A 12,897-nucleotide genomic window follows, 5' to 3' on the forward strand; every position below is an offset into this window, starting at 1 on the left:
GCCACACAGACGCGGGATGGAGCAGTCTGGTAGCTCGTCGGGCTCATAACCCGAAGGTCGTCGGTTCAAATCCGGCTCCCGCAACCAAACATCAAAAAAGGCTACTCGAAAGAGTGGCCTTTTTTGTATCTGTTGAAAAAGTCCTTTCGCAACAATGACCTGTCACTGTGTAGCAAGTCGTTTGGGAAGCACCCATGCGCCGGGTTCAGACTATGCTCTATTGCAGGCTGAAGCCTTCACGACTGATGACGCGCCGTCCCCGTTGCCCGGTGATAGGCGTTAATATTTGTGATTATTTTTTTCTACAGGGATTGGTAACTTGGCTGGATACCTCCATCCTGTCGCGCACAATCCAAGAGGTGATTGATGCGCGCCAACTCGTCTGATTCACAAGACACTGTCACAGCGACACAACCGATCAATGCCGAGCGCTTGCGCCTGCTTGATCGATTGAGCAAATACCGTCAACCCATTGGCCTGGCGGTCACCCTGCTATTGTTCGCGATTGCGCTGATTGCCTGTCGCCACCTGTTGAGCGAGCTCGACCTTTACGCGCTGCACGACTCAATCCTCGACGTTCCCAAACCTGCCTTGATGGGCGCACTGGCTGCAACCGTTGTGGGTTTCATCATTCTGCTCGGCTACGAATGGTCGGCCAGCCGCTATGCCGGGGTGAGCCTGACACCGCGCACTTTGGCGCTGGGTGGTTTCACGGCCTTTGCCATCGGCAACGCCATCGGTCTTTCAATGTTGTCGGGCGGTTCGGTTCGCTATCGCCTCTATGCCCGTCATGGCCTGGGAGCGGCTGAAGTCGCCCGCATGACGTTGTTCGCCAGCCTCTCGCTGGGTTGCGCCCTGCCGCCGCTGGCTGCCCTGGCGACGCTCAGCGACCTGCCAGCCGCATCCACCGCCCTGGGGCTCTCCGAGACATTGTTGGGCGTGGTGGCGAGCGCCGTGCTCGTGCTGTTTTCGGTGCTGGCCATCGGTATCTACCGTCGTCGGCTGCCGGAGCAGCCATACCCGGACAACCTGCTGGTCAGGGTCGGGCGTCGCACCTTGCGCCTGCCCGGGCGTCGCCTGACATTCCTGCAATTGATCATCACCGCCCTGGACGTAGCGGCCGCCGCGACCGTGCTCTATCTGCTGCTGCCGGAAACACCACCCTTCGGCGCGTTCCTTCTGGTTTACCTGCTGGCCCTGGCCGCTGGCGTACTCAGCCATGTGCCGGGCGGTGTCGGGGTGTTCGAGGCAATATTGCTGGCGGCGTTTTCCGACACCCTGGGCGCTGCGCCATTGGCGGCCGCCCTGCTGCTCTATCGCTTGATCTACGTGGTCCTGCCCTTGCTGGTGGCCTGCCTGCTGTTGCTGATCAATGAAGGCCAGCGCCTGTTCCAGACACGCCAGACGTTGCGCGCGGCCTCGGGCCTGGCGGCTCCGATACTGGCGGTGCTGGTATTCCTGTCCGGCGTTGTCCTGCTGTTCTCCGGCGCCACCCCGGAAATCGATACCCGCCTGGAACACATCGGCTTTCTGATCCCCCATCGACTGGTCGATGCCTCGCACTTCGGTGCCAGCCTGGTCGGCGTGCTTTGCCTGTTGCTGGCCCAAGGACTGCGTCGCCGGCTGTCGGCCGCGTGGATGCTGACCACCATTCTGCTGCTGGTCGGTGCCCTGCTCTCGCTGCTCAAAGGCTTCGACTGGGAAGAAGCCAGCCTGATGGTGCTGACGGCGAGCCTGCTCGGGGTATTCCGCCGCTCGTTCTATCGCCCCAGCCGCCTGACCGAAGTACCGTTCTCGCCGCTGTACCTGGTGGCCAGCCTGTGCGTGCTCGGAGCGTCGATCTGGTTGCTGCTGTTCGCCTATCAGGACGTTCCCTACAGCCACCAACTCTGGTGGCAGTTCACCCTCGACGCCGACGCCCCTCGCGGCCTGCGCTCGCTGCTCGGCGCCGCTGTGCTGCTGGTGGTGGTGTCCCTGACCTGGCTGCTGCGCACTGCACGTCCGGTCATTCACCTGCCCACGCCCGATGAACTGGAGCGCGCCAGCAAGATCCTCATGGCATCGGCTCAACCGGATGGCGGCCTGGCCCTGACCGGTGACAAGGCGCTGCTGTTTCACACCAATGACGAAGCGTTCCTGATGTACGCCCGTCGCGGCCGCAGCCTGGTGGCGCTGTATGACCCGATCGGCCCGGGCCAGCAACGGGCGGAAATGATCTGGCAGTTCCGCGACCTGTGCGACATCCACCACGCCCGTCCCGTGTTCTATCAAGTGCGCGCCGAGAACCTGCCGTACTACATGGACATCGGCCTGACCGCGATCAAGCTCGGCGAAGAAGCCCGGGTCGATCTCAAGCGTTTTGATCTCGAAGCCAAGGGCAAAGAGATGAAGGACCTGCGCTACACCTGGAACCGTGGCACCCGTGACGGCCTGTCCCTGGAAATCCATGAGCCGGGCCACGCGCCGATGGATGAGCTCAAGGTGATTTCCGATGCCTGGCTGACCGGCAAGAACGTCCGGGAGAAAGGCTTCTCGCTGGGCCGCTTCAGCGATGACTACCTCAAGCATTTCCGCATCGCGGTGATTCGTTTCGAAGGTCGCCCGGTGGCGTTCGCCAACCTGCTCGAGACCTACGGCCATGACCTGGCCAGCCTTGATCTGATGCGCGCGCACCCGGATGCCCCGAAGCTGACCATGGAGTTCATGATGGTCGGCCTGATTCAACATTATAAAAACCATGGATACGCGCGTTTCAGCCTGGGCATGGTGCCGTTGTCGGGGTTGCAACCCCGTCGCGGCGCGCCATTGACCCAGCGCCTGGGCTCGATGGTATTCCGCCGCGGTGAGCAGCTGTACAACTTCCAGGGCTTGCGACGCTTCAAAGACAAGTTCCAGCCTGATTGGGAACCCCGTTATATGGCCGTGCCCGCCGGACTCGATCCGCTGGTTGCGCTGGCCGACACCGCCGCCCTGATCGCGGGCGGCTTGACCGGATTGGTGAAACGCTGATGATTCAACGCTCCTTGCGGTATGTATTGGGCACACTGGTGATAGTGGCCCTGATTCTCGGTGGCGGTTACTGGTACCTGAAACGCCCGGCACCGGAACCGACCCTCGAATTGCTGACCCCGGCCGATGGTGCGGCGATGACCCGTGTCATCCCCGGCACCACGCCACGCGCCCAGGTGCTGGTGGCGGTCAACGAAGACCAGAAACTCAGCGACAAGCAATTGATCACCCTGAGCCGTAGCGGCGCGGCACAAATTGTCCAGGTGATCCTGCCAAAGGACTGCCTGCTGCAAAGCCGCGCCCTGCAATCAGGTCTGCGGGAACTCAAAGGCCCGGCGACCCTGGTCAGCGGCATCGGCCCTGGCGCCGTGCTGGCCTGGCGCTGGTTGTCCGAGCAAAAGGACGACAAGGCCTACGCCGTCTCGGTCGACCTGGCCCTGGAAAAGGGTGGCTGCACGCACCTGTTGCCGAAAAGCGCCGCCCACGGCCACTGGCTGGCGGCGTGGAACGACAACCCGGACGACACCAGTGCCGGCTTCGTGCGTGATCAACCGAACGCCGAGACCAGCATCAGCGACTACGACATCAACCTGCCGCAAGTGCTGAACAACGAACTGCGCAAGATCCTCGTCGGTGGCGACAAAGCCGCTGGCGGCCTGCAGATCCCGGTGGTCGAAGTGCCGGCAGGCCAGGCCAGGGACACCGTGACCCTGTTCCTGTCCGGTGACGGCGGCTGGCGCGACCTCGACCGCGACGTGGCGGGCGAGATGGCCAAGATCGGCTACCCAGTGGTTGGTATCGACACCCTGCGCTACTACTGGCAGCACAAGAGCCCCGAGCAAAGCGCGCTGGACCTGGCCGAACTGATGCAACACTACCGGCAGAAATGGGGCACCAAGCGCTTCATCCTGACCGGCTATTCGTTCGGCGCCGACGTACTGCCGGCGATCTACAACCGTCTGGCCGAATCGGAACAGCAACGCGTCGACGCCATTATCCTGCTGGCCTTCGCCCGTACCGGCAGCTTCGAGATCGAAGTCGAAGGCTGGCTCGGCAACGCCGGCAAGGAAGCCGCTACCGGCCCGGAAATGGCCAAGCTGCCAGCCGCCAAAGTGGTGTGCATCTACGGCGAGGAAGAAACCGACGAGAGTGGCTGCACCGACAAGACGGCGGTGGGCGAAGCCATCAAGCTGCCTGGCGGCCACCACTTCGACGAGAACTACCCGGCGCTGGCCAAGCGCCTGGTGGATGTGATCGAGAAACGTCAGGCGAAGGAAACGGCTGCTACAGAGTGATCTGAGCCAGCCGAAAAAAGCCCTCGTTACCTCACGGTAGCGTGGGCTTTTTACATTCGACCAATCAACGCAACCCCTTGTGGGAGTGAGCTTGCTCGCTCCCACAAGGGATCTTCACTGGCTCCAGAAAATGCATTGACCACAAAAAAGCCCCCGCTGCCGCAATGGCAACGGGGGCTTTTTGATGAGGTTTACATCTCCACCTGCGTCCCCAGTTCAATCACCCGGTTTAACGGCAGATTGAAGAAACGCAAATTGCCGTTGGCGTTCTGCAACATGAAGGCAAACAACCCTTCGCGCCAACGGGCCATGCCTTCGAGCTTGGAGGCAATGACCGTCTCGCGGCTGAGGAAGTAGGTGGTACGCATCGGACTGAAATCCAGTTCATCGAGGTGGCACAGTTTCAGTGCCTGCGGTACATCCGGCTCATCGGTGAATCCGAAATGCAGGATTACGCGGAAGAAACCTTCGCCGTAGGAGTCGACCTCGAAGCGCCGTTGTAGTGGCACCCGCGGGATGTCTTCGTACACCACCGTCAGCAACACCACTTGCTCGTGCAACACTTGATTATGCAGCAGGTTGTGCAACAACGCATGGGGCACGGCATCCGCCCGCGCTGTCAGGAACACAGCGGTGCCCTGAACTCGATGGGGCGGTTGTACGGCAATGCTGCTGATGAAGATCGGCAGCGGCAATCCACCCTCATCGATGCGCTCGACAAGCAACTGTTTGCCGCGCTTCCAGGTAGTCATCAACACAAACAGCACAATACCGGCGATCACCGGGAAAGCCCCGCCCTGGACGATTTTCGGCACGTTGGCGGCAAAGTACAGGCCGTCCACCAGCAGAAAACCGAGCAGCAGCGGAACGGCGAAAAGCGGTGGCCATTTCCACAACAGCAATATCACGGCCGACACCAGGATGGTGGTCATCAGCATGGTCCCGGTCACCGCCACACCGTAGGCTGAGGCCAGGGCACCGGAGGATTCGAAACCCAGCACCAACAGCACCACGCCGACCATCAGCGCCCAATTCACCGCGCCGATGTAGATCTGGCCCTGTTCGGCACTGGAGGTGTGCCGGATGTGCATGCGCGGAATGTAACCGAGCTGGATCGCCTGACGGGTCAGGGAGAACGCACCGGAAATCACCGCTTGCGAGGCAATCACCGTAGCCAGGGTCGACAAGCCGACCAGCGGGATCAATGCCCAGCTGGGTGCAAGCAGGTAGAACGGGTTACGGGCTGCTTCCGGGTCACCCAGCAACAAGGCACCTTGACCAAAATAATTGAGCACCAGCGCCGGCAGCACCAGGAGAAACCAAGCGCGAGCAATCGGCTTGCGCCCGAAGTGGCCCATGTCCGCGTACAGCGCTTCGGCACCGGTCAATGCCAGTACTACAGCGCCGAGAATTGTCACGCCCATGCCCGGGTGGTCGATGAAGAAGCGCACGCCCCACACCGGGTTCATCGCTTCCAGGACCTCTGGATGCTGGCTGATGCCATAGACGCCCAATGCACCCAGCACAAGGAACCAGGTGACCATGATCGGCCCGAACAGAATGCCGATGCGCGCCGTGCCGTGACGCTGGATCAGAAACAGCGCGACCAGCACCACCAGCGACAGCGGCACGACCCAATGGTCGATGCCTTCGAAGGCCAGCCCCAGGCCTTCAATCGCCGACAGCACGGAAATCGCCGGGGTGATCATGCTGTCGCCATAGAACAACGCCGCACCGATCAGTCCGCAGACCACCAGCAACGTGCGCAACTTGGCGTGCCCCGCCGCCGCCCGCCGGGCCAGTGCGGTCAAGGCCATGATCCCGCCTTCGCCCTGGTTGTCGGCGCGCAGTACAAACATCATGTACTTGATCGACACGACCCAGATCAGCGACCAGAAAATGAGTGCCAGAATCCCCAGCACCCCATCATGGTTGACCGGTACGCCGTAGCCTCCGGAAAACACTTCCTTGAGGGTGTACAACGGACTGGTGCCGATATCGCCATAAACCACCCCGACTGCCGCGACCAGCATGCCGATCGGCTTGACCGCCGAATGCTCGGCACCTGCAGCCTGACTACTTGCCTGACCCATCCACCACTCCTACTTCTCAGACCCGGGCTTCTTTGAAAGAAGCACTATGCTTTGTCGTGCAGCATGCGCTGTTTTACTTCACGTTACAGACGTTTTGTTGACTGTAAAAAATCAGTAAAGCGTAACGGCGCGAAGCATAGCGCAGCACTCGTCGTATTTCCCTGCATAAAGCTGGTCAAGTGAACGACTCATCGCTAGAATTGCGCACTTTTTGATCAGAGGCGCAGTTCAAGCGCCCGTCCGTCGGTTTTGCCCTGCCCGGCAAGCGGCGTCACAAAATACCGAGGTTAGACATGTCCACCACTCCTGCGCCGGCCAATCCAAAGGTTGGCTTCGTATCCCTGGGTTGCCCCAAAGCACTGGTCGACTCCGAGCGCATCCTTACCCAGCTGCGCATGGAAGGCTATGACGTGGTGTCCACCTACCAGGACGCCGACGTCGTGGTAGTCAACACGTGCGGCTTCATCGACTCGGCCAAGGCCGAGTCCCTGGAAGTGATCGGCGAAGCCATCAAGGAAAACGGCAAGGTCATCGTGACCGGCTGCATGGGCGTCGAAGAAGGCAACATTCGCAACGTACACCCGAGCGTGCTGGCCGTGACCGGTCCGCAGCAGTACGAGCAAGTGGTCAACGCCGTGCACGAAGTCGTGCCGCCACGCCAGGACCACAACCCGCTGATCGACCTGGTGCCACCACAAGGCATCAAGCTGACCCCGCGCCACTATGCCTATCTGAAGATTTCCGAAGGCTGCAACCACAGCTGCAGCTTCTGCATCATCCCGTCGATGCGCGGCAAACTGGTCAGCCGTCCGGTGGGCGACGTGCTCGACGAGGCCCAGCGCCTGGTCAAGTCCGGTGTCAAAGAGCTGTTGGTGATCTCCCAGGACACCAGCGCCTATGGCGTCGACGTGAAGTACCGCACCGGTTTCTGGAACGGCGCGCCGGTGAAAACCCGCATGACCGAACTCTGCGAAGCCCTGAGCACCCTCGGCGTCTGGGTTCGCCTGCACTACGTTTACCCGTACCCGCACGTTGACGAGCTGATCCCGTTGATGGCCGCCGGCAAGATCCTGCCGTACCTGGACATCCCGTTCCAGCACGCCAGCCCGAAAGTGCTGAAGTCGATGAAACGCCCGGCCTTCGAAGACAAGACCCTGGCCCGTATCAAGAACTGGCGTGAAATCTGCCCGGACCTGATCATCCGTTCGACCTTCATCGTCGGCTTCCCGGGCGAGACCGAAGAAGACTTCCAGTACCTGCTGAACTGGCTGACCGAAGCCCAGCTCGACCGCGTCGGCTGCTTCCAGTACTCGCCGGTAGAAGGCGCACCGGCCAATGACCTGGACCTGGAAGTCGTCCCGGACGACGTCAAGCAGGACCGTTGGGACCGCTTCATGGCGCACCAGCAGGCCATCAGCTCGGCGCGCCTGCAAATGCGCATCGGCCGCGAGATCGAAGTGCTGGTCGATGAAGTCGACGAGCAAGGCGCGGTGGGCCGCTGCTTCTTCGATGCCCCGGAAATCGACGGCAACGTATTCATCGACAACGGCAGCAACCTCAAGCCGGGCGACAAGGTCTGGTGTAAAGTGACTGACGCCGACGAATACGACCTGTGGGCTGAACAGATCTAAACGCAAAAAATACGCAAAGCCCCGCTCTCTTGACGAGATGCGGGGCTTTTTTACGGCTATCGTTTGCACATGGAGGGATTCCTATCAACCAACGCATAAGAGGCAGACGGGCATGCGGCAGCATTCGGTCATCCACACGCCGAAACTCGGCGACTACGAAGAACTGACCCGGGTCTGGGAGGCCTCGGTACGCGCCACCCACGACTTTCTGCCGGACAGCTACATCGAACTGCTGAAAAACCTGGTGCTGACCCGCTACCTCGACTCGGTGATGCTGATCTGCACCAAGGATTCGAGCCAGCGCATCACCGGGTTCGCCGGCGTCGCGGCCGGCAAGATCGAAATGCTCTTCATCGCCCCCGACCATCGCGGCCAGGGCCTGGGCAAGAAATTGCTGCGCTATGCCCTGGAACACCTGAACGCCAATGAGCTGGACGTCAACGAACAGAACCCCCAAGCCCTCGGCTTTTACTTCAAACAGGGCTTCGAGGTGATTGGACGCTCGGAGGTCGATGGCATGGGGCAGCCGTATCCGTTGTTGCACATGCGGATGCGTCAGGATCAACAACACGCCCAACATGGCTGACACAACACATGACCAATGTGGGAGCGGGCTTGCTCGCGAAAGCGGTGTGTCAGTCGACATCTATGTTGGGTCTGCCGGCCCTTTCGCGAGCAAGCCCGCTCCCACAAAAGCCAAACAGCGTAAATGGAACCGGGATTAACCGGCGCCAGGCAGGTACAATGCCCACCCCCTTTTTGTTACGGCCCTGACATGACTGACCCGATTCGTCTCTCCAAACGCCTCATCGAACTCGTCGGCTGTTCCCGTCGGGAGGCTGAGCTGTTCATCGAGGGCGGCTGGGTCACCGTCGACGGTGTGGTCATCGACGAGCCGCAATTCAAGGTCGACACCCAGAAAGTCGAGCTTGATCCCGAAGCCAAGGCCACCGCGCCGGAACCTGTGACCCTGCTGCTCAACGTGTCCGCCGGCATGGACGCAGACACCGCCATGGCCACCCTCGGCGCCGAGACGCTGAGCGAAGAGCACCGTTACGGCAAGCGCCCGTTGCGCGGACACTTCCTGCGCCTGACCGCCAGCACCGACCTGCAGGCCAACGCCAGCGGGCTGCTGGTGTTCACCCAGGACTGGAAAATCCTGCGCAAACTCACCGCCGACTCCAGCAAGATCGAGCAAGAGTATGTGGTCGAAGTTGAAGGCGAGATGGTGGCCCACGGCCTGAACCGCTTGAACCACGGCCTGACCTACAAGGGCAAAGAGTTGCCGGCGGTCAAGGCCAGCTGGCAGAACGAGAACCGGCTGCGCTTTGCCATGAAGAACCCGCAGCCGGGCATCATCGCCCTGCTTTGCCAGGCGGTCGGCCTCAAGGTCATCGCCATCCGTCGCATCCGCATCGGCGGCGTGTCCATCGGCAAAGTGCCGGTGGGGCAATGGCGCTACCTGTCCGGCAAAGAGAAGTTCTAAGGCTTTTCTCGCCGCCACACATTTCGGCGCCGCGCCTGGCCGCGACGCCCACAGCTGAATATCAGGACTGCCCACATGATTCATAACGACGTACTGCGCAGCGTGCGCTACATGCTCGACATCAGCGACAAGAAAGTCATCGAGATCATCAAGCTCGGCGGCCTGGACGTGACCCTGCCGGACCTGCTGACCTACCTCGACAAAAAAGAGGAAGACGAGGAAGGCTTCGTACGTTGCCCGGACGAAGTCATGGCGCATTTCCTCGACGGCCTGGTGATCTTCAAGCGCGGCAAGGACGAAAGCCGTCCGCCGCAGCCGATCGAAGTGCCAGTGACCAACAACATCATCCTGAAAAAGCTGCGGGTAGCGTTCGAGCTGAAAGAAGACGACATGCACGCGATCCTCAAGGCCGCCGAGTTCCCGGTGTCCAAGCCTGAGCTGAGCGCACTGTTCCGCAAGTTCGGCCACACCAACTATCGCCCGTGCGGCGACCAGCTGCTGCGCAATTTCCTCAAGGGCCTGACCCTGCGCGTTCGCCCGCAGTAAACGCCCGCTGGCCTTGAGCTGCATGCATGCAGCTCAAGGTCGGGCCATATGTCCCCTCATTCCGCGCAAAAATAGTGGCTCCACTTCTGGCAGCTGACGACTAGGGTGTAAAGACCTCAGTTCTCAGGATTCGCCATGCATCCCTACTTCTCCCTGCAAGGCCGCACCGCCCTGGTGACCGGCGGCACCCGTGGTATCGGCAAGATGATCGCCAAGGCCTATGTCGAGGCGGGTGCCACCGTGTACGTCTGCGCCCGCGACGTCGAAGCCTGCCTGCAAACCGCTGACGAACTCGGTGCACTTGGCCGCTGCCGCGCCATCGCGGCCAACCTCGCCACCGAAGAAGGCGTCCTGCAACTGGCCACCCGCCTGGGCGAGCAGATCACTCATCTGGACATTCTGGTAAACAATGCCGGCACCACCTGGGGCGCACCGCTGGAGAGCTACCCGATCAAGGGCTGGGAGAAGGTCATGCAGCTCAACGTGACCTCGGTGTTCAACTGCATCCAGCAGTTCCTGCCCCTGCTGCGCAAGGCCGGCTCCGAAGCGAATCCGGCGCGGATCATCAACATCGGATCGGTGGCCGGGATTTCCTCCTTCGGCGAGCAGGCGTATGCCTACGGGCCGAGCAAGGCTGCGTTGCACCAACTGTCGAGGATTCTGGCGCGCGAACTGGTCAGCCAGCACATCAACGTCAACGTGATCGCTCCGGGACGGTTTCCGAGCAAGATGACCCAGCACATCGGCAACGATGAACAGGCGCTGGCGCAGGACACGGCGCTGATCCCGATGAAGCGTTGGGGTCGCGAGGAGGAGATGGCGGCGCTGGCGATCAGCCTGGCAAGTACCGCTGGAGCCTATATGACCGGGAACATCATTCCGCTGGATGGCGGGTTCAGTCTCTGAAATCGGCGGTGCGGCCTTCGCGAGCAAGTCGGATCGCCGCACCGCCGCTCCCAAAGGGCTCTCGAGCGCACACAAAATTTGTGTCCATCACAAAACCTGTGGGAGCGTGGCTTGCCCGCGATGACGGACTGACAGGCGCCACCGAGCCAAAGGCCGTGTGGGTTATCATGCCGGCCTTAATTCCGCCTCGACCCCAAACCATGACCTACAGCGTTTCCCCCATCGGCTTCGTGCGCTCCTGCTTCAAGGAGAAGTTCGCCATTCCGCGCCAACCCCAACTGGCCCCGGCTGCCCGTGGCGTGCTGGAACTGGTGGCGCCATTCGATCAAGGGGACGCGGTGCAAGGCCTGGAGCAGGTCAGTCACGTGTGGCTGCTATTCCTGTTCCACCAGGCCCTGGAGGAAAAACCTCGCTTGAAGGTTCGCCCTCCTCGCCTCGGCGGGAATAAATCCATGGGCGTGTTCGCCACCCGCGCCACCCACCGCCCCAATGGCATCGGGCAGTCGGTGGTGAAACTGGACAAGGTCGAAGCCGGCCGGTTGTGGATCTCGGGCATCGATCTGTTGGATGGCACGCCGATTCTCGATATCAAACCCTACGTGCCCTACGCCGACATCATCGATACAGCCACCAACAGCATCGCCAGCGCTGCGCCACAGCTGATTCCCGTGCAGTGGATGGACACAGCACTGCAACAGGCTCACGAGCATGCCCAGCGCCTTGCAGAGCCCTTGGTCGAGTTGATCGAGCAATGCCTGGCGCAAGATCCACGCCCGGCCTATCAAACGCCTGCACCGGAGCGGGAGTACGGCGCGCAGTTCTGGGATGTCGATGTGCGCTGGCACTATCCGACACCGGAGCTGATCCGCGTGCTGGAAGTCATTCCCGCGAAAACCTGAACCCCGGAAACAAGAAAGCCCGCGTCACCTTCTCAGGTCACGCGGGCTTTCTTTGTGCTACGCAGCAACTGTAGGAGCTGGCTTGCCAGCGATGAACTCGAATACACCGCGTTTAACCGGTAAACACGCGTTATCGTCGACGACCATCGCGAGCAAGCTCGTTCCTACACGTGACCTGCGGTCACTTTTCGACGAACGCACGCTCGATCAGGTAATCACCCGGCTCGCGCATCCGCGGCGAAACCTTCAGGCCGAAGCTGTTCAGCACTTCGCTGGTCTCGTCGAGCATGCTCGGGCTGCCGCACAGCATGGCGCGGTCGTCCTGCGGGTTGATCGGTGGCAGACCGATGTCGCTGAACAGCTTGCCGCTGCGCATCAGGTCGGTCAGGCGACCTTCGTTCTCGAACGGCTCACGGGTCACGGTCGGGTAGTAGATCAACTTGTCACGCAGCGCGTCGCCGAAGAACTCGTTCTGCGGCAGGTGCTCGGTGATGAACTCGCGGTAAGCGACTTCGTTGACGTAACGCACGCCGTGGCACAGGATCACTTTTTCGAAACGCTCGTAGGTTTCCGGGTCCTGGATGACGCTCATGAACGGCGCCAGGCCGGTACCGGTGCTGAGCAGGTACAAATGTTTGCCAGGCTTCAAGTCATCCAGTACCAGCGTGCCGGTAGGCTTCTTGCTGATGATGATCTCGTCGCCTTCCTTCAGATGCTGCAACTGCGAAGTCAGCGGACCATCAGGCACCTTGATGCTGAAGAACTCGAGATGCTCTTCCCAGTTCGGGCTGGCAATCGAGTAAGCGCGCATAAGCGGGCGGCCGTTGGGCTGTTGCAGGCCGATCATCACGAACTGACCGTTCTCGAAGCGCAGGCCCGGATCACGGGTGCACTTGAAGCTGAACAGAGTGTCGTTCCAGTGATGAACACTGAGGACACGCTCGTGGTTCATGTTGCTCATGTACGTGGGACTCCTGGAGATTTGTCTGCGCGTGTTCGGCGCCTGCTCTGCAAAAAAGCCAGCTCTGCGCA

Annotated in this window: 10 protein-coding genes and 1 tRNA gene; 9 read left to right on the forward strand and 2 right to left on the reverse strand. The window is 61.1% G+C overall.

Annotated elements, in window-relative coordinates; genetic code table 11:
- Positions 1-10 precede the first annotated feature (10 nt).
- From KGB07_RS22170 to KGB07_RS22180, 3 genes are all read left to right on the forward strand, one after another.
- Positions 11-87, forward strand: a tRNA-Met gene (locus KGB07_RS22170).
- Between the two features lie 279 nt (positions 88-366).
- Positions 367-3,009 carry a bifunctional lysylphosphatidylglycerol flippase/synthetase MprF gene (mprF, locus tag KGB07_RS22175; RefSeq protein WP_223466554.1) on the forward strand — a complete coding sequence of 881 codons (2,643 nt, stop codon included), beginning with the start codon at positions 367-369 and terminating at the stop codon, positions 3,007-3,009.
- Positions 3,009-4,304 (forward strand): virulence factor family protein, encoded by a 1,296-nt coding sequence (locus KGB07_RS22180; RefSeq protein ID WP_046041190.1) that lies wholly within the window; start codon positions 3,009-3,011, stop codon positions 4,302-4,304. Before mprF ends, KGB07_RS22180 begins: the two co-directional genes overlap by 1 nt.
- A 191-nt stretch (positions 4,305-4,495) precedes the next feature.
- Here KGB07_RS22180 and KGB07_RS22185 read toward each other — a convergent pair whose 3' ends face one another.
- Entirely contained in the window at positions 4,496-6,397 is a 1,902-nt protein-coding gene (locus tag KGB07_RS22185) for a potassium transporter Kup (protein ID WP_046041189.1), read from the reverse strand.
- 293 nt (positions 6,398-6,690) lie between these two features.
- Between KGB07_RS22185 and rimO the strand changes: the two genes are divergently transcribed.
- The 6 genes from rimO (at position 6,691) to tsaA (ending at position 11,865) form a co-directional block, all read left to right on the forward strand.
- Complete coding sequence (gene rimO / locus KGB07_RS22190; protein ID WP_034146797.1) at positions 6,691-8,028, forward strand: 30S ribosomal protein S12 methylthiotransferase RimO; 1,338 nt, start codon at positions 6,691-6,693, stop codon at positions 8,026-8,028.
- Positions 8,029-8,140: 112 nt separating this feature from the next.
- Positions 8,141-8,614, forward strand: coding sequence for a GNAT family N-acetyltransferase (locus KGB07_RS22195; RefSeq protein ID WP_046041188.1), 474 nt, complete (start codon positions 8,141-8,143; stop codon positions 8,612-8,614).
- Between the two features lie 189 nt (positions 8,615-8,803).
- A complete protein-coding gene (locus tag KGB07_RS22200) occupies positions 8,804-9,514 on the forward strand; it encodes an rRNA pseudouridine synthase (RefSeq protein ID WP_223466556.1) in 711 nt (236 codons plus the stop codon).
- 75 nt (positions 9,515-9,589) lie between these two features.
- Positions 9,590-10,060: a DUF1456 family protein gene (locus KGB07_RS22205; protein WP_046041186.1), complete on the forward strand. Its 471-nt coding sequence runs from the start codon at positions 9,590-9,592 to the stop codon at positions 10,058-10,060.
- A gap of 135 nt (positions 10,061-10,195) precedes the next feature.
- A complete protein-coding gene (locus KGB07_RS22210) occupies positions 10,196-10,966 on the forward strand; it encodes an SDR family oxidoreductase (RefSeq protein WP_008054102.1) in 771 nt (256 codons plus the stop codon).
- A 200-nt stretch (positions 10,967-11,166) separates the two neighbouring features.
- Positions 11,167-11,865, forward strand: coding sequence for a tRNA (N6-threonylcarbamoyladenosine(37)-N6)-methyltransferase TrmO (gene tsaA / locus KGB07_RS22215; protein WP_046041184.1), 699 nt, complete (start codon positions 11,167-11,169; stop codon positions 11,863-11,865).
- A gap of 181 nt (positions 11,866-12,046) precedes the next feature.
- Here the strand turns inward: tsaA and fpr are convergent, their stop codons facing one another.
- Positions 12,047-12,826 (reverse strand): ferredoxin-NADP reductase, encoded by a 780-nt coding sequence (gene fpr, locus KGB07_RS22220; protein WP_008054100.1) that lies wholly within the window; start codon positions 12,824-12,826, stop codon positions 12,047-12,049.
- Between the last annotated feature and the right edge of the window lie 71 nt (positions 12,827-12,897).

The sequence above is a fragment of the Pseudomonas sp. GL-RE-26 genome (assembly GCF_019956275.1).
GTDB lineage: Bacteria > Pseudomonadota > Gammaproteobacteria > Pseudomonadales > Pseudomonadaceae > Aquipseudomonas > Aquipseudomonas grandcourensis.

Coding starts and splice junctions, on each gene's coding strand:
- KGB07_RS22180 (WP_046041190.1), top strand. CDS start 3,009: ATGATTCAACGCTCCTTGCGGTATGTATTGGGCACACTGGTGATAGTG.
- KGB07_RS22195 (WP_046041188.1), top strand. CDS start 8,141: ATGCGGCAGCATTCGGTCATCCACACGCCGAAACTCGGCGACTACGAA.
- fpr (WP_008054100.1), bottom strand. CDS start 12,826: ATGAGCAACATGAACCACGAGCGTGTCCTCAGTGTTCATCACTGGAAC.
- mprF (WP_223466554.1), top strand. CDS start 367: ATGCGCGCCAACTCGTCTGATTCACAAGACACTGTCACAGCGACACAA.
- KGB07_RS22205 (WP_046041186.1), top strand. CDS start 9,590: ATGATTCATAACGACGTACTGCGCAGCGTGCGCTACATGCTCGACATC.
- rimO (WP_034146797.1), top strand. CDS start 6,691: ATGTCCACCACTCCTGCGCCGGCCAATCCAAAGGTTGGCTTCGTATCC.
- KGB07_RS22210 (WP_008054102.1), top strand. CDS start 10,196: ATGCATCCCTACTTCTCCCTGCAAGGCCGCACCGCCCTGGTGACCGGC.
- KGB07_RS22185 (WP_046041189.1), bottom strand. CDS start 6,397: ATGGGTCAGGCAAGTAGTCAGGCTGCAGGTGCCGAGCATTCGGCGGTC.
- tsaA (WP_046041184.1), top strand. CDS start 11,167: ATGACCTACAGCGTTTCCCCCATCGGCTTCGTGCGCTCCTGCTTCAAG.
- KGB07_RS22200 (WP_223466556.1), top strand. CDS start 8,804: ATGACTGACCCGATTCGTCTCTCCAAACGCCTCATCGAACTCGTCGGC.